6 protein-coding genes are annotated in these 19,484 nt (G+C 72.1%); all 6 read left to right on the top strand.

Features of this window, described 5'->3' with window-relative positions:
* Nucleotides 1–34: 34 nt before the first annotated feature.
* On the top strand, nucleotides 35–12,196 hold the full coding sequence (locus tag QSK18_RS11085; protein ID WP_285618485.1) for a type I polyketide synthase: 12,162 nt from the start codon (nucleotides 35–37) through the stop codon (nucleotides 12,194–12,196).
* 101 nt (nucleotides 12,197–12,297) lie between these two features.
* Nucleotides 12,298–13,365: a DegT/DnrJ/EryC1/StrS family aminotransferase gene (locus QSK18_RS11080; protein ID WP_285618483.1), complete on the top strand. Its 1,068-nt coding sequence runs from the start codon at nucleotides 12,298–12,300 to the stop codon at nucleotides 13,363–13,365.
* Nucleotides 13,366–13,382: 17 nt separating this feature from the next.
* On the top strand, nucleotides 13,383–14,396 hold the full coding sequence (locus tag QSK18_RS11075) for an ATP-binding cassette domain-containing protein (protein ID WP_285618482.1): 1,014 nt from the start codon (nucleotides 13,383–13,385) through the stop codon (nucleotides 14,394–14,396).
* Nucleotides 14,386–15,153 carry an ABC transporter permease gene (locus QSK18_RS11070; protein ID WP_285618480.1) on the top strand — a complete coding sequence of 256 codons (768 nt, stop codon included), beginning with the start codon at nucleotides 14,386–14,388 and terminating at the stop codon, nucleotides 15,151–15,153. The genes QSK18_RS11075 and QSK18_RS11070 overlap by 11 nt, the downstream gene beginning before the upstream one ends.
* A 291-nt stretch (nucleotides 15,154–15,444) precedes the next feature.
* A complete protein-coding gene (locus tag QSK18_RS11065; protein WP_232810509.1) occupies nucleotides 15,445–18,294 on the top strand; it encodes an AAA family ATPase in 2,850 nt (949 codons plus the stop codon).
* A gap of 273 nt (nucleotides 18,295–18,567) precedes the next feature.
* Nucleotides 18,568–19,269 carry a helix-turn-helix transcriptional regulator gene (locus tag QSK18_RS11060; protein ID WP_285618477.1) on the top strand — a complete coding sequence of 234 codons (702 nt, stop codon included), beginning with the start codon at nucleotides 18,568–18,570 and terminating at the stop codon, nucleotides 19,267–19,269.
* The last annotated feature ends 215 nt before the right edge of the window (nucleotides 19,270–19,484 follow it).

Raw genomic sequence — 19,484 nt, 5'->3', positions numbered from 1 at the left:
GGGTTCGCTGCCCCTCCGGGTGGAGGAGCACAGCATGTCGGGTACGTCGGTCGACCTCAGTCCCGCTGCAGCAGCAGTCAAGATCGCCGGCCAGGAGCCGGGGCGGATCGCCGTGGTCTACGAGGACCGCCCGGTCGGCTACGCCGAACTCGCCCGCTCGGTGCGCCGACTGGCCGGTGCCCTGGCCGACGGCGGGGTGGGCCGTGGGGACCGGGTGGCCTACCTGGGACTGAACAGCCTGGCCTTCGTGCAGACCTACCTGGCGGCGGCCTGGCTGGGGGCGGCCTTCGTACCCGTCAACTTCCGCCTGGCCGCAGGTGAGGTCGAGCGGGTGCTACGGGACTCCGGCGCAGTCGCGGCCGTTCTCGAGCCCGGGCACGCAGCCGTCCTGGCCGAGACCGGCGTCCCTCTTGGCACGGTCCTGGTGGTGGACGACGACCCGGCCGTTCCCCTGCAGACGTCGCTGCCCGACGGCTGGCAGGCTGTCTCCGAGCGTGCCGACCTCGATCCGGGCCCACCGGTCGCACGACGCGAGAACGACCTTGCCGTGCTGATGTTCACCTCCGGTACCACCGGCCGCCCGAAGGGTGTGCAGCTGACTCAGGGCAACATCTGGTGGAACGGGGTGAACGTCGACTCGGTCACCGACTGCCGTCGTGACGACGTGAACCTGGCCGTGGCCCCGCTCTTCCACATCGGCGCCCTCAACTCCTTCACGTTGCGCAGTCTGAACCGCGGTGGCACCACGGTGATCCGCCGGGTCTTCGATCCCGCCCGCACCCTCCAGGACCTGGTCCACCACCGGGTCAACGCCCTGTTCGCGGTGCCGGCCATGTTCGCCGCGATCGCCCGGGTGCCCGGCTTCGCCGACGCTGACCTGTCGGCCCTGCGCACCCCGATCGTGGCCGGCGCCCCGGTGCCGCCGAAAGTGATCGCCGACTGGGCGGCGCGCGGCACCCTTCTGCAACAGGCCTGGGGACTGACCGAGACCGCGCCCTTCGCCACCTACCTGCCGGCCGCCCTGACCCTGGAGAAGATCGGCTCGGCGGGCTTCGCCATGCCGTTCACCGAGATCCGGGTGACCGACCCGGCCACCGGCGCCAGGGTCACCGAACCCGGCGCGCGCGGCCAGGTCTGCGTGCGCGGGGCCAACGTCACGCCCGGCTACTGGAACAACCCGGACGCCGACGCGGCGGCCTTCGACGCCGAGGGCTGGTTCCTCAGCGGAGACATCGGGCACCTGGACGAGGACGGCTGCCTGTTCATCGTCGACCGGCTCAAGGACATGCTGATCGTCGGCGGTGAGAACGTCTACCCGGCCGAGGTGGAGGCGGCCCTGACCACCTGCCCCGAGGTGGCCGACGTGGCCGTGGTGGGCGCGCCCCACGAGGCCTGGGGTGAGGCTGCGGTTGCGGTGCTCACCCTGGAGCCAGGTGCTTCGCTGACGCTCGGGGAACTGCGCGATCACGGCGCGGAAAAGCTTGCCGCATACAAGCTTCCGGTGCGGATGGTGGTGGTCGAGAGCATCCCGCGCAATGCGGCCGGCAAGTTCGACAAGAACGCCGTCCGGGATCTGGTGCAGACCGAGCCCGGTGGAGCTGATGAAGGTGCTGCCGAGCCCGCGCGACCGGCCGCGAGCCCGTCGCCGAAGGTGGCTGCGGATCCCGGACCCGGGCCGGCGGCCGCGACTGTGACCCGGGCCGAACTGTCCGCTCTGGTGCGCACCCTCACCGCAGAGGCCCTGGAGTGCCCCCCTTCCGAGGTCGAGAGCGACCGCACTTTCCTGGCCCTGGGTTTCGACTCGCTCATCGCCGTCGCCTTCCGTGACCGGCTCGCCGAGGCCGTCGGTCGTCCGTTGCCCGCCACCCTCGTCTTCGATCACCCCACCGCGGCTGACCTGGTCGACCACCTCGCCGATCCGGCCGGCGGTCCCACTGATCCCGGCGAGCCGCCCGCCCCGGCCGATCAGCCCGGTCTCAGCGACGACCCGATCGCCATTGTCGGCCTGGGCTGCCGATTCCCGGGTGGCGTGACTTCACCCGAGCAGCTGTGGAACCTGCTCACCGAAGACGGCGACGCAGTCTCCGGCTTCCCCACCGACCGAGGCTGGGACCTGGACACCCTCTACGATCCGGACCGCACCCGTCCCCGCACGAGTTCCGTGCGTGAGGGCGGATTCCTGCATGATGCCGCCGACTTCGACGCCGCCTTCTTCGGTCTGTCCCCCCGTGAGGCGCTGGCCACCGACCCCCAGCACCGTCTGTTGCTGGAAACCTCCTGGGAGGCGTTGGAGAACGCCGGAATCGCCCCACAGTCGTTGCGCGGCAGCCGCACCGGTGTCTACGCCGGAGTGATGTACCACGACTACGTCAATGCCGGCCGCCTTCCCGACGACGTGGCCGACCTGGCCAGCGTGGGCACGGCCGGAAGCGTGGCGTCCGGCCGCATCGCCTACACCCTCGGGCTGGAAGGGCCGGCCGTCACGGTGGACACGGCCTGTTCGTCCTCCCTGGTGGCCCTGCACTGGGCGGCGCGCGCTCTGGCGAGCGGGGAGTGCGACCTCGCCCTGGCCGGCGGGGCCACGGTGATGTCCACGCCCACCGCCTTCATCGACTTCAGCGCGCAGAACGGGCTTTCGCCCGACGGGCGGTGCCGTTCGTTCAGTGACGCGGCCGCCGGCGTCGGTTGGTCCGAGGGCGTGGGTGTGGTGGTGCTGGAAAAGCTTTCGGACGCTCGACGCAACAATCATCAAGTGCTCGCCTTGGTGCGGGGATCGGCGGTGAACCAGGACGGCGCCTCCAACGGCCTCACCGCACCCAACGGGCCGTCCCAGCAGCGGGTCATCCGGGCGGCGCTGGAATCGGCAGGGCTGAGGGCCTCCCAGGTCGACGTGGTGGAGGGACACGGAACCGGCACCCCGTTGGGCGATCCGGTCGAGGCTCAGGCGCTTCTGGCCACCTACGGGCAGGACCGAGAGCGCCCCGTCTGGCTGGGCTCGGTCAAGTCGAACCTCGGTCACACCCAGGCCGCGGCCGGGGTGGCGGGCGTGCTGAAGATGGTGCTGGCCCTGCGCCACGGGACGATTCCGCGCACTCTGTACGCGGACGAGCCGTCGAGCCACGTGGACTGGGCGTCCGGTGCGGTGCGCCTTCTGACCGAGCCGGTGCCCTGGCCGAGCGCCCAGGACGGGGTCCGGCGGGCTGCGGTCTCGTCGTTCGGGATCAGTGGGACGAACGCGCATCTGGTGCTGGAAGAGGCCCCGAGCTCCCCGGTCGATGCGGCGACGGTGCGGCGTTCGGCCCCTCCTGGACGAGCGGCCAAGGTTGACGCTGGGCCGGGTTCTGTGTCGGCGGACGCCGGGCCGGCGGTGCCGCTGGTGATCACTGGCCACTCCGAGCCGGCGCTCCGGGCCCAGGCGGAGCGGCTGGCTGCCCACGTCCGCCTTCCCCACGTCCAGAACCGGCTGCCCGAGCTGGCCTCAGCCCTGGCCCGGACCCGTTCGGTGCTGCGGCACCGGGCCGTGGTCATGGCCGGCGACCAGGAAGAACTGCTGGCCGGTCTGACCGCGGTGACGGCCGGGGCGGCGCCGGTGCAGGGGCGAGCGCGGGAAGGTGGCCTGGCCCTGGTGTTCACCGGCCAGGGGAGCCTGCACCGGGAGGTGGGCCGGACGCTGGCCCAGTGCTTCCCCCTCTTCGCCGAACACTTCGACCAGGTCCTCGCCCAAGTGGGCGCCGAGCCGGGGGTGCTGGAGAACACCGACCTGCTCGCCGAGACCGGCACCCAGCAGCGGGTGGTCTTCGCGGTGCAGGTGGCCTTGGTCGAGCTACTGAAGTCGTGGGGAATCCACCCCGACGTGGTGGTCGGGCATTCGGTGGGGGAGCTGGCAGCGGCCTGGACGGCCGGGGTGTTGTCACTGGAAGACGCGGCCCGCTTGGTGATCGCCCGCGCCGACCTCATGCAGGCGCTGCCCCAAGAGGGGGCGATGGTGTCGGTGCGGGCCACCGAGGAGGAGGTGCGCCAGGCGCTGACGGGTCGGGAGCAGCAGGTATCGGTCGCGGCGGTCAACGGGCCCGAAGCGGTGGTTCTTTCCGGGTATGAAGAGGCCGCGCTCCAAGTGGTCGAAAGCCTGGGCGGAGGCAAGCGGCTGACCGTCTCGCACGCCTTCCATTCCCAGCTGATGGATCCGGTGGTGGAACCACTGAAGCAGGTGGCGGCGACCCTGAGCTTCCACCCTCCCCGCGTTCCGTTCGTATCCACCGTCACCGGCGAGCCGATAGGGCCGGAGCTGTGCACCCCCGACTATTGGGCGCGCCAGGTGCGAGCAACGGTGCGCTTCGCCGACGCAGTGAGCCAACTGCACAGCCTCGGGGTCACCAACGTTCTGGAGGTCGGACCGGCTGCCGTCCTCACCCCTCTGGTCAACGCCACGCTGGGAGACGGGGTAAGCGCGGTACCGACCCTGCGTAAGGATCTGGCCGAGGACGTGGCCGTGCTTGAAGCGGCGGGCAAGCTGTTCGTCCGAGGGGTTGCGGTCGACTGGGCGGCCATAGTGCCGCTCGCCCAGCCGATCGCCCTACCGACGTATGCCTTCCAGCGTCAGCGGTACTGGCCCTCGTCGGAGCCGGCGCCGGTTTCGCTGGTCGAGTCGGTTCTCGCCCTGGCCGACTCCGGGGCGGTGCTAACCAGCCGTCTCTCCCTGAGCCGGCAACCCTGGCTGGGGCAGCACCAGGTCGGCGGGGAAGCTGTCCTGCCTGCGGCGGCGCTGGTTGCTCTCGCTCTGCGGGCCGGGCAGGAGGTCGGATGCGCAGTGCTGAAGGAGTTCGTGGTCACGGCGCCGGTCGTGGTCACCGATCAGGAGCAGGAACTCCAGATCACCGTCTCGGCGGAGAGCGCCGGCGAGCGCACTCTGCGGGTGCACGTGCGGGCCGACCGCGATCTGCCGTGGGTCGAACACGCCGGCGGACGAGTCGGCACGGCCGGGGACAGCGCTCACAAAGCCACCCACGACGCCACCACGACGCCCCCGGACGAGGCATTGGCAATGGACGTCGGTGAGGTCTACCAGGGGTTCGAGTCGGGTGGACTGGAGCACGGGGAGATCTTCCAGGGCCTGCTGGGGGCCTGGCAGCACGGTACGGATGTGTACGCCGAGGTCGCCGGGCCCGAGGAAGCCTCCGACCCTGGCGTCGACATCCACCCGGCTCTGCTGGACGCGGCTCTGCATGCTGCCGACCTGATCGGCCAGCCCCTTAGAGACGCAGCGGGTCCCGGCCGCACCCGTCTGCCCTTCGCCTGGTCGGGCGTGCGCCTGCACGCGAGCGGGGCCACCCGCCTCCGGGTACGCCTGAGCCCGAACGGCAGCGACACCGTCACCCTGGTCGCGACCGACCCGCACGGCGCGCCGGTGCTGACCGCCGATGCCGTCACCCTCCGCGAGCTGCCCAGCGGAAAAGCCACTACTCAAGGACGATTGTTCCGCACCCAGTGGGAAGCGGTGCCTGCCGGACCGGCAGTCGCAGCATCGCTGGAGCTGCGCGACTGGCTCAGCGACCCAGCCGAAGTGGCGTACCCGAGCGCTGCCGACTGCTGCCTGGTCATGCCTACCGAAAGTGAGCGGGAGGCAGCTCCCGAAAGCAGCGTGGCCCGACTGCGCGGCCAAGACCTCGCGGCCCAGTGTCTTGCCGAGGCCGACCGGGCCCGGCGTTGGGTGCAGTGGTGGCTGGGGGCACCGCAGTCCGAAGGACGGCTGGTGGTCGTCACCGAATCCCGGGGCGTCGCAGCCGCCGGAGTGCGGGGACTGCTGCGCTCCGCGCAGACCGAGCATCCCGATCGCTTCGTGATCCTGGAGACCGACGAGCCGCCCGCCGACGTGCAGAACCTCGTCGCGCGGGCGCTGCCCCTGCCGGAGCCGCAGCTTCGGTGGAATGGCGAGCGCTTCGAAGCGCCCCGGCTCACCCGCGTCGCACCTGAACGCTCCACCGGGGTCGAGTGGCCGGAAACCGTTCTGATCACCGGGGGGACCGGCGCACTGGGCAGCCTGACCGCCCGTCATCTGGCTGATCGATACGGTGTGCGGCGTCTGATCCTGGCCAGCCGGCGCGGCCCAGAGGCCCGCGAAGCAGCCAAGCTTGCACTGGATCTGCGAGCGATGGGGGCCGAGGCCGAACTGGTGGCCGTCGACCTGTCCGACCGCGAGGCGGTCAGCGGTCTGCTGAACACGTACCGCCCCGGAGCAGTCATTCACACGGCCGGGGTCGTGCAGGACACTCTGCTGAGCCGGATGGAGACCGCCGATCTGGAGACGGTTTACCGGGCCAAGGTCGTCCCGGCCCTGCTGCTGGACGAGCTGACCCGAGACCTTCCGATCACGCAGTTCCTGGTCTTCTCCTCGCTGGCCGGAGTCCTGGGCAACCTGGGCCAGGGCAACTACGCGGCCGCCAATGCCGCGCTGGACGCCCTCATGGCCCGCCGCCGGGCGGACGGCCTGCCTGGTCAGTCGCTGGCCTGGGGGCCGTGGAAGGACACCGGCCTGGCCGCCGGGCTGACCGAAGCAGAACTGGAACACCTTGCCGGACAGGGCATTCTGCCCATTCCGGCCGAGCAGGGGGTCGCCCTGCTGGACGACGCTCTCACGATCGACTCGGCCACCGTCGTCCCGGCCTACCTGAGTCCCAGTGCACTCCGGCGCCGCCCCCGCATCCCAGCTGTACTCCACCGAATCGCGCCGTCCAAGAACCGACCCGCAGACAAGCAGCCGCGGGAAAAGGAGTGCGACTGGGATCGGGTGCACGTCCTCAACCTGGTACGGACCGAGAGTGCGCGCATCCTGCGTCATCCCGATCCCGCCGCGGTGGACCCGGACACCGGGTTCCTCGACCTCGGGTTCGACTCACTGATGTCGGTGGAACTACGCAACCGCCTGGCCTCGGTCACCGGTCTGGAACTGCCCGCCACCGTCGTGTTCGACCAGCCCACCCCACAGCGGCTGGCGACCTTCGTGGCCGGCCGGCTGGCCGGGACCACCGACGAGCCGGAGATCCCCGCAGAGACGGCCGAGGTCGACGATCCGATCGCGATCGTAGGCCTGGGCTGCCGCTACCCGGGCGGCGTGACGTCGGCGGACGACCTCTGGCGGCTCTTGGCCGACGAGACCGACGCCGTCTCCGCCTTCCCCGACAACCGCGGCTGGGACCTGGCCGCGCTCTACGACCCGGACCCCCGCCGCGCCGGCACCAGCTACGTCCGGGAAGGTGGATTCCTGGCCTCGCCGGGCGACTTCGACGCCGGTTTCTTCGGCATCCCGCCCCGTGACGCCCTGACGATCGACCCCCAGCAACGGCTTCTGCTGGAGACCAGCTGGGAAGCGCTCGAGCACGCCGGAATCGATCCGGCCGAGCTACGCGGGAGCCGGACCGGAGTCTTCGCCGGCGTGATGTACCACGACTACGACCGGCTGCTGCCGGGAGAGGAGTTCGAAGGCCTGCGGGGCAACGGCAGTGCGGGAAGCATTGCCTCTGGACGTATCTCGTACACGCTCGGGCTGGAGGGCCCGGCGATCACCGTGGACACGGCCTGTTCCTCCTCGCTGGTTGCCATGCACCTGGCCGCCCAGGCGCTGCGCTCGGGGGAGTGCTCCTTGGCCCTGGCGGGCGGGGCCACCGTGATGGCCACGCCCGAGGCGTTCGTGGAGTTCTCCCGCCAGCGCGGCCTGGCTCCGGACGGCCGCTGCCGGGCCTTCTCCGACCAGGCCGCCGGGGTGGGCTGGTCCGAGGGGGTGGGTGTGGTCGTCCTGGAGAGGCTTTCGGACGCCCGCCGCAACGGGCGTCCGGTACTGGCCCTGGTGCGCGGGTCGGCAGTGAACCAGGACGGCGCATCGAGCGGCCTCACCGCTCCCAACGGTCCGTCCCAGCAACGGGTGATCCGCCAGGCGCTCGCCTCGGCCGGGCTCAGGCCCGACGAGGTGGACGCGGTCGAGGGGCACGGCACCGGCACCCGCCTGGGCGACCCGATCGAGGCGGAGGCGCTCATCTCGGTGTTCGGCCGGGAGCGGGAGCGGCCGCTGCACCTGGGGTCGGTCAAGTCCAACCTCGGCCACACCCAGGCCGCGGCCGGGGTCGCCGGGGTGATCAAGATGGTCCAGGCGATGCGGCACCGGGTTCTGCCCCGCACCCTGCACCTGGATGCGCCCTCGTCCCAGGTGAACTGGAGCGCGGGCAAGGTGACTCCGCTGAGCGAGGCAGTGCCGTGGGAGAAGGACGACGGCCCGCGCCGGGCCGGGGTTTCCTCGTTCGGGATCAGCGGTACCAACGCGCATCTGATCCTGGAGGAGGCACCCGCACCCGCGGTCGCCGGGAAGGCGAGCACCGACGTCCGTACCTTGCCCTTCGTTCTTTCGGCCCGTGACGAGACCGCCCTGCGTGGGCAGGCCCGCCGGTTGCTCGAGGCCATGGCGACGAACCCGCCGCCGGCCGTCGACGACGTTGCCTCGGCCCTGGTGCGCAGTCGCACGTCGTTCGAGCACCGGGCCGTCGTGATGGCCGCGGATCCGCAGGAGCTGAAGCAGGGTCTGGCGGTCGTCGCCGAGGGAGCGCCGGGAATCGTCCGGGGACGGGCCGCTTCCGGTGGCCTGGCCATGATCTTCTCAGGGCAGGGGAGCCAGCGTCCCGGAGCCGGTGCCGGCCTGGCTGAGCGATTCCCCTTCTTCGCCAAGCGGTTCGCCCATGTCCTTGATCTTCTGGGAGTCGGCCGGACTGTTCTGGACGACCCGGTGGCGCTGACCCGGACCGGCACCCAGCAGCGGGTGGTCTTCGCGACCCAGGTCGCGCTGGTGGAGTTGCTGGCTTCCTGGGGAGTGCGGCCGGACGTGGTGGCCGGGCACTCGGTCGGTGAGATCGCGGCGGCCTGGACGGCCGGTGTGCTGTCGCTGGAGGACGCCGTGCGGCTGGTCGGGGCCCGGGCCGATCTGATGCAGGCCCTGCCCGCGGGTGGGGCCATGGTCTCCCTCCGGCGGCCCGAGTCCGACGTGGTCGAGCACCTGGTGGCCGGGGTCTCGGTGGCGGCGGTGAACGGGCCGGCGGCAACGGTCGTCTCCGGGCCGACGCAGGCCGTCGAGCAGGTCGTCGCCCGGCTCACCGAGCGGTTCCCCGACCTCGGATCGCCGGACGGCCGGGGCATCCGGTGGCTGGACGTCTCGCACGCCTTCCACTCCGGCCTGATGGACCCGATGCTGCCCGAGTTCGAGCAGGTGGCGAGCGGGCTCACCCACCTACCGCCGCAGCTCAGCTGGGTCTCCACCCTGGATGGATGGGAGATGGCCGCGGGCGGGTGCTCGGCCGCCTACTGGGTGCGGCAGGCCCGCGAGACCGTGCGCTTCGCCGACGCGATGACGGCGATGGCGGACACCGGGCTGAGTGCGGTCCTGGAGGTGGGCCCCGGCCCGGCCGTGGCCGTGCACGCCGCTTCGGTGCTGGGCCCGGGGACGCCGGTGGTCGCCGCCCTGCGCGGTGACCGGCCCGAGGACATCGCCCTGATCGAGGCGGTCGCCACGTTGCACACCCGCGGGTCGGCGGTCGACTGGTCCCAGCTGGTGCCGCCGGGATCCCCGATCACCCTGCCCAGTTACGCGTTCCAGCACAGTACCTACTGGCCTGTGGCCCCGGAGCGTTCGGCCGAGGGCCTGGTCGAGTCGTGCGTACAGGCGGCCGGCACGGGGACGCTGGTTCTCTCCGGCCGGATCTCGACGACGCGTCAGCGGTGGCTGGCCGAGCACCGCGTCGGTGGCGCGGCGGTCCTGCCCGCCGCCGTCCTGGTCGACCTGGCGCTGCGGGCCGGTCGTGAACTCGGGCTCGCGCAGCTGGGCGAACTGCTGGTCACCGAGCCGGTGACGGTCACCGCCGAGGACACCCACCTGCAGGTCGTGGTGGGCGAAACCGGTCCGGACGGAACCCGTCCGCTGAGCGTGCACACCCGCCCGGACGAGGAACCGGCCTGGACCGAGCACGCCCATGGCCGACTGGGCGACGTGGCCCGGCCCGACCTGCCCATGCCGGTTCCGGCCGAGTGCGAAGCAGAACCCGCGGAACGGGTTTACGACCTTCTGGAGGCGGCCGGGCTGAACTACGGACCGGCCTTCCGCGGACTGCGGAACACGTGGCGGCAGGACGGTGAGGTGTACGCCGACATTGCGGTGGAGAGCACCGGGGAGGCGGTCGCACCCACTCTTCTCGACTCAGCCCTGCACGCAGTGGCCGCCGCCGACAACGACGCGCCCATCGTCCCCAGGTTGCCTTTTGCCTGGAGAGGGGCGTGGATGGCCGATTCGCCGCTGCGCGAGATGCGGCTGCGGGTAACACCCCTGGGGCCGGACACGGTGGCCCTGCATGCCTGGGACGCGCAGGGCCGAACCGTTCTGGCGGTGGAATCGATCACGCTCCGGCCGGTCTCGCCCGAACGGGTACCGCGTGAACATCTTTTCCGCTACGACTGGGTGGTGGTCCCGGCTGCTGAGAACCATTCTGCCCCGGTCGTCGTGGACTGGGACGCAGATCTGGACGCGACCGAACCGGAGGGCGCCACAACGGTGCTGCGGGTCCCGGCCGGTACCGATCCGGCCGAGCTGACCGGGCGGGCCCTCGCCTGGATGCGCTGGTGGTTGCGGTCGGAACGCTCGGACGTCCGCCTGGTGTTCGTGGTTCCGGCCGACGACGTGGCCGCGGCCGGCCTGTGCGGCCTGGTGCAGGCGGCCCGGCAGGAGCAGGGCGAACGTTTCGCGGTGGTCCAGGCCGACGATCCGGCCGGCCTCGACGTGCGCTCGCTGGTCGACGACGAACCGTGGCTGAAAGTATCGATCGACGGCCGGATCACGGCGCCTCGCCTGGTGCCGGCCGGGACGCCGGACGGGGCGCCGCGGCCGTGGGCCGAGCCGGTGCTGGTCTCGGGCGGCACCGGAGGACTGGGGTCGCAGGTGGCGCGGCATCTGGTCACCGAGCACGGGGTGCGCAGTCTGGTCCTGGCCGGGCGGCGCGGGGATCAGGCCGAGGGGGCGCGGGCGCTGGCCGACGAACTCGCCGGCCTGGGCGCCCAGGTGCAGGTCGTGGCCGCGGACCTGTCGCAGCGACCGGTGGTGGCCGACCTCTTGGCCCAGCACCGGCCCGGCTCGGTGATCCACGCGGCCGGTGTTCTGCGGGACGGGCTGGTCGGCTCGCTCACCGACGACGACGTGGCCGCGGTGTTCGCCGCCAAGGTTGCTCCGGCTCTGCTGCTGGACGAGCTCACGGCCACCACGCAGCTGAGCCACTTCGTGGTCTTCTCCTCCCTGGCGGGCGTTCTCGGTAATCCCGGGCAGGGCAACTATGCGGCCGCCAACGCGGTGCTGGACGCCCTGGCCCGGCGCCGTCGGGCGGCCGGCCTGCCGGGTCAGTCACTGGCCTGGGGGCCGTGGACGGGCACCGGAATGGCTGCCGGCCTCGGTGCCCGGGAGCTGGCCCGGCTCAGCCGGCTGGGCAGCATTCCGATCTCGGCCGAGGAGGGACTGCGGCTGATGGACGCGGCAGCGTCCCTGGACGAGGCCGTTCTGGTCCCGGCTCACCTGGACCTGAAGGCGGTGCGAGCCGGAAGTGCAGGTCATCTGGTGCGCCGCCCGGGCCTCCCGACTCGCTCGGCATTGGCCGAAAGCACTGCGCCGCAGGAGTTCGCCGACCGGTTGACCCGGGTCCCGCCCTCCCGCCGCATCGAGCCGGTCCTGACCTTGGTGCGCGAGCAGGTGGCAGCCGTCTGCGGGTTCCCCGGTGCTGCGGCGATCGGCCCCGAGCTGGCCTTCCAGGAACTGGGGATGGAGTCGCTGGCCGCGATCGAGCTGCGCGACCGGCTGGCCGCAGCGACCGGTGTGGTGCTGCCGGCCACCTCGGTGTTCGACCACCCGACGCCGCGCGCGCTGGCGGCCGCGGTGCTGGCCGGGACGGAGCTGGACGAGTCGTCCGGCACCGACCGGCTGCTGGCCGGGATCGACGCGCTGGAGAAGTCCTTCGCCACCGCCGAGACGGATCCGGGGCAGTACGAGCGGATCGCCGGGCGGCTGGAAGGGCTGCGCCGCGCCTGGGCCGGACGCCGGGGGCTGGGGGCCGACTCCGGTGCGGAGGAGCTCGCCGACGTCAGCGACGACGAGATGTTCGAGCTGCTCGACAACGAGCTGAGCTGACGCCTCCGGACCAGGGGGGACTAGGGGATCCCCCGTCCGGCCCGGCCTAGGGTCGGACCGGGGCAACCGTCCGACCGTCCGACTCGGCTGGCGAGGTCATGATGAGCTATCGATACCCGGTCTCCCGGCCGCAGTTCGGCGGGCGGGAGCTGGAACTTCTCTCGGAGGCGGTCACTTCGGGCTGGGTCTCCTCACAGGGGCCGTTCGTGGCCGAGTTCGAGGAGCGGTTCGCGGCCTGGACCGGTCGCTCCCACGGCGTGGCCTGCTCGTCGGGGACCACGGCGCTGACCCTGGCGCTGCGGGCCCTGGGGGTGGGACCGGGCGACGAGGTGATCGTGCCGGAGTTCACCATGGTGGCCTCGGCCTGGGCGGTCACCTACACCGGGGCGAGGCCGGTGTTCGTCGACTGCGGCGACGACCTGAACCTGGACGTCTCCCGGCTGGAGCAGCGGATCACCGGGCGGACCCGGGTGATCATGCCGGTGCACGTGTACGGGCGGCGCTGCGACATGGACGCGGTGATGCGGCTGGCCCGGGAGTACAACCTGCGCGTGGTGGAGGACTCGGCCGAGGCGCACGGAGTGGCGCCGGTCGGGGACATCGCCTGCTACTCGCTGTTCGCCAACAAGATCATCACGGCCGGGGAGGGCGGTGTCTGCGTCACCGACGACCCGCACCTGGCCTGGCAGATGGCGCACCTGCGGGGGATGGCGTTCAGCCCTGAGCACGACTTCGTGCACAAGAAGCTGGCCTACAACTTCCGGATGACCAATCTGCAGGCCGGGGTGGCGCTGGCCCAGCTGGAGCAGGCCGACCAGTTCCTGGCCGCCCGCAAGCAGATCGAGGCCTACTACGACGAGGGCCTGGCCGACGTCCCCGGCCTGACCCTGATGCCGCCGCGGGACGTGCTGTGGATGTACGACGTCCTGGCCGAGCAGCGCGAGGAGCTGCGGGAGCACCTGGCCGCCCAGGGGATCGAGACCCGCCTGTTCTTCCAGCCGATGAGCCGTCAGCCGATGTACTACGACGATGGATGGGAACGCCTGCGGGCCGCGGACTTCGGACGGCGCGGGCTCTACCTGCCCACCCACGTGGGCCTGACCCGGGCCGACCAGGACGCGGTGATCGGCGCCGTGCGTGACTTCTACCGGTCCCGTCGGGCCGCCTGAGCGAAAGGACATCGACGATGATCATCGCCAGAGGTCTGGCGCGACGGTTCGACTCCGGGGGCCGCACGGTCGAGGCGGTGCGTGGGGTCGACCTGGACGTGGCCGCGGGCGAGATCGTCGCGTTCCTCGGCCCCAACGGCGCCGGCAAGACCACCACGCTGCGGATGCTCGCCACCCTGCTGAAGCCGACCGGCGGTCATGCGGTGGTGGGTGGGCACGACCTGTCCAGCGATCCGATGGGGGTACGCCGCAACATCGGATACGTGGCCCAGGGCGGGGGCACGGTCGACGACCGCCGGGTGAACGAGGAGATCCTGCTGCAGGGCCGTCTGTACGGGCTGTCGCGCCGGGCCGCGGCCGAGCGGGCCGCCGCGGTCCTGCAGCAGTTCGAGCTGACCGGTCTCGAGCACCGGCTGTGCTCGACCCTCTCGGGGGGCCAGCGCCGCCGGCTCGACACCGCCCTGGGCCTGGTGCACTCACCGGGCCTGGTGTTCCTGGACGAGCCGACCTCCGGCCTGGACCCGCAGAGCCGCAACAACCTGTGGAACCACATCCGCGCCCTGCGCCGCGACCACGGCCTGGCCGTCTTCCTCACCACCCACTACCTCGACGAGGCGGACCAGCTGGCCGACCGGGTGATCGTGATCGACCGGGGCCGGATCGTCGCCGAGGAGACCCCGGCCCGGCTGAAGACCACCGTCTCCGGTGACACGGTGACCCTCACGGTGCCGGGGGACCAGGCCGGCCCGGCGTCCCAGGTCGTGCAGCGCCACCCCGGGACGGCCGGGCTGCAGGTGCTGCCCCGGGCGGAGGATCCGCGCACCCACGAGCTCAGGTTCCGGGTGCCGGAGGGGGACCGGGCCGTGCCCGAGCTCCTGCGGGCCCTGGACACGGCCGGGGTCCGGGCCGGCTCGGTGCAGGTGCGCAGGCCCAGCCTGGACGATGTCTTCTTCGCCCTGACCGGCACCGGCCTGCGAGAACCGGGGACCCCGGCGGACCACCTGCGGGAGGCGGTGCCCGGTGCTCACTGAGACCCTCGTGATCTGCCGCAGCGAACTGGCCGTGGCCCTGCGCAATCGCACCTGGCTCTTCATGGGCCTGGTCCAGCCGGTGATGTACCTGTTGCTGTTCGGGCCCCTGCTGGTCCGGATCGCCTTGTCCACCCCCGGTTTCCCGCCCGGCGGCGCCTGGAAGGTGCTCACCCCCGGGCTGGTCGTCCAGCTCGCCCTGCTCAACAGCATCTTCGCCGGCTACACGGTGCTGGCCGACGACAAGGCCGGAGTACTGGAGCGGCTGCAGGTCACCCCGGTCAGCCGGGCCGCCCTGATCCTGGGCCGGGTCCTGGTCACCGTCGGGCTCACCCTGGCCCAGTCGGTCGTGCTGATCGGGCTCGCGGTGGTGGCCTTCGGCCTGCGCGCGCCCCTGTTCGGGATCGTCGTGGTGCTGCTGATCGCGGCCTTCGTGTCGGTCAGCCTCTCGGCCTGCTCCAACGCCCTGGCCCTGAGACTGCGCAACGAACCGGCCTTCTCCTCGCTGCTCAACGTGGTGCTGCTGCCGCTGGGGCTGCTCTCCGGCATCCTGGTGCCGATCACCGCCGCGCTGGCGCCGACCTGGCTGTGGGCCGTCTCGCGGGCGAATCCGCTGGCCCACCTGGTCGACGTGGGGCGGGCCGCGTTCCGCGGCGAGGTGCCGGTGCCCGCCCTGCTGGGGGCGGGCGCACTGCTGGCCGTGATGACCGCCCTGAGTCTGCTCTGGGCCACCCGGACGTACCAGCGCGAGAGTCTCTGACCGGTGCTCGGCGGCCCGGATCGGCCCGGGTCGGCGCCGAAAGCCGGTGAATCGTGCCCGGAACGGTCCGGTCACCGATCGCTGCTGCGTGGCGGGCGCGGCGGTGTGGGGGGAATGGCAGGATCAGCCCTTGTTCACCTTTTGTTACGACCTGCGACGCCTGGAGCACGGTGCCGTGGCGTAGTGGGACGGCGGACGGAGGGCCGACGGCGCCGCTGAGGCGGCGGTCCGGGGGCAGTACGTGCACCGCTGGACAACGTTGTCCAGCGTTGAAGTGGGGAGGAACGGCACTTGACGGCCCAATTGCTGGAGCGGACAGCAGAACTGGCGGCGGCGCAGGAGGTGCGGCGGGCGGCCCGGACCGGCTCGGGGGGCCTGGTGATCGTGGCCGGCGGTCCTGGCGCCGGGCGCTCGGCGCTGCTGGAGGCCATCTGCGAGCAGACCGCCGGTGACCTCGTGCTCCGGGCGAGCGGCTCGGTACTGGAGCAGGACTACGACTTCGGTGTGGTCCGGCAGTTGCTGCCGCACCTGCTGTCGGCGATCCCCCCACGCCTGCGCCCCGGCCTGGGCAACGCGCTCGAACTGGTTGCCCAGCTCGTACCGGAGGACGAGGAACCGCCGGCCTGGCCCGCCCTCCTCCCGGCCCTCACCGCCCTGGTGGCCGGGGTCAGCCAGGAACAGCCCCTGACCCTGGTGGTGGACGACCTGCACTGGGCCGACACCTCGAGCCTGCGCTGGCTCGGCCATCTCGCCGCCCGGCTCGGCCACCTGCCGGTGAGCGTCTTCGCCGGGATCGCGGAGGGGGTGTCGGTGCCCGAGGGAGCCCTCCTCGAGCAGGTCCGGGCGCTGGCCGGGGCCACCCTGCAGCCGGCGCCGCTGTCTCTGGCCGCGGTCGGGGAACTGGTGCGCGACACCTTCGGCGTCGACGCGGACGCCGGGCTCAGCCACATCCTGCACCGGGTCACCGCGGCCAACCCGGCGGCGCTGGACATCGTGCTGCGCGGCCTGCGCGAGGAGGGTCTGCCGGTCTCCGGTCCGGGCCTGCAGGAGGTCGAGGAACGTGGGCACCTGTTGCTGCGCGATCGTCGTACCTACTGTCTGAGCCTCCAGCCACCTCTGGTGCAGGCGATGGCCCGGGCCATGGCGGTCCTCGGATCGGTGCCCAGTGACGACGCGGTCGGCCGGGACGCCTTCGGCCGGGTCGGGGTACTCACCGCTGCCGATCCGTGGGACCACGCCACCGCGGTGCGGTCCCTGGACCGGCTCGGTCTGTTCTCGGCAGGCGGTACAACGGTTTTCGTGCACCCGAGCGTGCCCGACGCGCTCTTGTCGGTGGTGTCGGTGGACGAGAGGGAGGAACTGCACCGGCGGGCCGCCAGCCTGCTGCACGCTGCCGGATTCCGTCCGGGCGACGTCGCTCAGCAGTTGCTGACCATCACCTCCGGGCACGCCGCCTGGGAGGCTGGAGTGTTGCGGCAGGCCGCCCGGGAGGCGTTGGAGCGCGGGGCCGGTCGCCTGGCGGCTGGCTACCTACGGCCGCTGTTGTTCGAGGCCCCACCCGGTTCGGCCGAGCGCGGCCGGCTCCTGATGGACGTGGCGGTCGCCGAACGAGGAGCCGACCTGGCCGCTTCCGTCCGGCACGTCACGCAGGCCCTGCTGGTACTGCCCACCGCGCAGGAACGAGGCGCAGCGGCGCTGTGCGTCCCACCCGGCCCGGCGGCCGCCACCCCGGCAGTGGCCGAGGCCTTACGGGAGGCCGGTGAGGCCCCGGCCGAGGACCCTGACTTCGCTGCCCGGATCGAGGCGCACCGACGGGCGCTGGAACCGGACACTCCGCAAGCCCTTGCCGCCTCGGTGGAACGACTTCAGACAATGGACGTCGATCAGCACCTTTGCGGCGAAGGTGGCCGTGAGTTGCTCGCTGTACTGCTGCGGGCGGGCACCGTCGGCGCCGGTCTGCGAGCCGGGACGGTGGCCGGTCTGGGGGCCAAGATCCTGCTGCGCGAGCCCGCCCGGTGGTCGGCCGCCTTCACCGTTCTGCCTTCGCTGATCCAGGTGATGGTCACTGCCGACGCGGTGGACCGGGCCGAGCACTGGGCCCTGACCTTCCTGCACGAGGCGGGCAAGGGCGACTCGGCTCCGGCGCTGGCTGTGGCGACCGCCGGGCAGGCGGTGGTCCGGATGGCCCAGGGACGCCTGCGGGAGGCCCGCGCCGCCGCGCACACGGCCATGGACCTGCCGGGATTCGACGCACCGGACTGGCCCGAGGTCTGCGGCTCGGTCGCCACCGTGCTGAGCAGCGTCGCTCTGGCCACCCACGAACCGCAGGCCTGCGAGCGGGTTCTGCAGTTGGCCCAGGCCACCGACGACCCTCGCGCGGCAGTGGCGGCCCGGACGGTGCGGGGTGTGCAGGCCCTGAGCCGCGGCGCGGTGGCCGAGGCGACCGACGCCTTCCGCTCCGCCGGTGCGCAGGCCGCGCGGCTGGGCTGGCACAACCCCCAGTGGATGCCCTGGCGGCCGGCCGTCGTCGAAGCGCTCGCCGCCTCGGGCCGACCGGCGCAGGCGGCCGATCTGGCCGAGGAGGAACACGCTGCCGCGCTCGACTGGGGCACGCCCACGGCGATCGGCCGGGCCCTGGGGCTGAAGGCCGCCCTGGCAGGCCCGGACGAGGCTCTGGACCTGTGGCGCGAGGCGGTGGGGGTGCTGGGCTCGTCACCGGACCTGATGGCCCGGGCCCGGGCGACCACGGCCCTGGCCCGCCAGTTGGAAGGTGCCCGGATGGCCGGAGCCGAGGACACTTTCGTCGAGGCGGCCCGGCTGAGCGCCGAGTGCGGTCTCACCGATGCGCCTCCTGTGCCCGGGCGGTCCCAGCCGGTCGGACCGCCCACGGCCGCAGTCACCGGGGCGGTCGCGGCCCAGTCGGCGAGACCGGCTGCTCTGCGGTCGGTGGGCGTGCGGGGGGTGGAACTGACCCCTTCGGAGGAGTCGGTGCTGGGCCGGGTCCGGCAGGGGTGGACGAACCAGCAGATCGCCGACTCGCTGGGGATCAGCCGCCGGGCCGTGGAGAAGACCCTGACCGGTACGTACCGGAAGTTCGGAGTACGGGGACGGACCGAACTGCTAGCGGTGTTGGGGAACTGAGCGGCGGTACGGAGGTTCGGACCGAACCGGCGGGGGCGGGTACGGAGGTACGGAGCGGGCAGCCACAGTCTTTCCCGGGGCGCCTCTGACATCGTTGACGTCGAAAATCCGGTGTGTGAGTCTCGGAGTAGATGCAGGTGACGGCGAGGTGGTCGAAAACAACGGCTGCAGAGCCCTTCCCGTATCCGCAGGACGCCTGCCCGGCCACGTTGCCGACCGGGCGGCGCTCCGGCGGAACCCTTCCCGGCGCATTCGTGATGGAGGAGCCCCACCATGAGCCAGTACCCGAGCGGCCCGACCCGGATCGCCCCCGTCGTGATGACCCAGTCGGTGGCCTCCAGCGTACGGCGGGAGAGCGCCCGGCCCGGTGTGGGCCCGCTGCCGGCCACAGCCAGCCTTGATGCCGACCAGGTGATCGTTGCGGCGAACCCGGAGTTTCACCTGACCTTCCGCCGGGCCCTGGGCGAGACCTGTGGCACGCACATTTACGACCTCTTCCACCCCAGCGCCGAGAGTGTGCTGCCCCGCAGTTTCGCCACCCTTCTGGAGGAACGGCGCACCCAGTTCGTCACCCGGGCGCTGGGCCTGCGGGGTAAGGACGACGGCTTCTACGCGGAGGTGAGTTGCGTTGCGGTGCGGGGCGAGGACCAGTCGTTGCGCGGATTCGTGATCCAGGTGCAGCCGGAAGAGGCCGTGCCCGGCAGTGTTTCGGTGGCCGGGGCGCCGCGGGCGCTGCTCAGCCCGCTGGAGTGCCGCATTCTCGAGGCGATGGCCACCGGCTCCTCCACGATCCAGATGGCCACCCGTTTCTTCCTGAGCCGGCAGGGCGTGGAATACCACGTGGGCCGGATGCTGCGGAAGTTCAAGGCGCCCAACCGGGCCGCGCTGGTCTCCCGGGCCTACTCGATGGGGGTCCTCAGCCCGGGCTGCTGGCCGCCGCACGTGGCCCAGGGCTACGTCAAGGCGGCGAGCTGAACCAGGGCGCCCACCGGCCCGCCGAAGCGCCGTTCAGTTCTCCGGCAAGGCAGCGAGGTCCCGCTCGGCCCTGCGGTACCACCCCAGTGCTTTCGATTCTGAGGACGTCTGTGGTCACCACGGTAGGAGCCGGCCGGTCGCCGGCGCTTCTCGACTCCTGACCGGTGCCGGCTCGGGGCGGGAGACCGGCGGGCGGATAGGCTACCAATTCGACC

It is taken from the genome of Kineosporia sp. NBRC 101677, from assembly GCF_030269265.1.
In the GTDB taxonomy this organism is placed as follows: domain Bacteria; phylum Actinomycetota; class Actinomycetes; order Actinomycetales; family Kineosporiaceae; genus Kineosporia; species Kineosporia rhizophila.
Note: the sequence above shows the minus strand (reverse complement) of the source record. Positions and strands in the feature narration are given on the sequence as shown.

Bases quoted from the DNA above. Each gene is read 5' to 3' on its own strand.
- QSK18_RS11075 (WP_285618482.1), top strand. From the start codon at position 13,383: ATGATCATCGCCAGAGGTCTGGCGCGACGGTTCGACTCCGGGGGCCGC.
- QSK18_RS11080 (WP_285618483.1), top strand. From the start codon at position 12,298: ATGAGCTATCGATACCCGGTCTCCCGGCCGCAGTTCGGCGGGCGGGAG.
- QSK18_RS11085 (WP_285618485.1), top strand. From the start codon at position 35: ATGTCGGGTACGTCGGTCGACCTCAGTCCCGCTGCAGCAGCAGTCAAG.
- QSK18_RS11060 (WP_285618477.1), top strand. From the start codon at position 18,568: ATGAGCCAGTACCCGAGCGGCCCGACCCGGATCGCCCCCGTCGTGATG.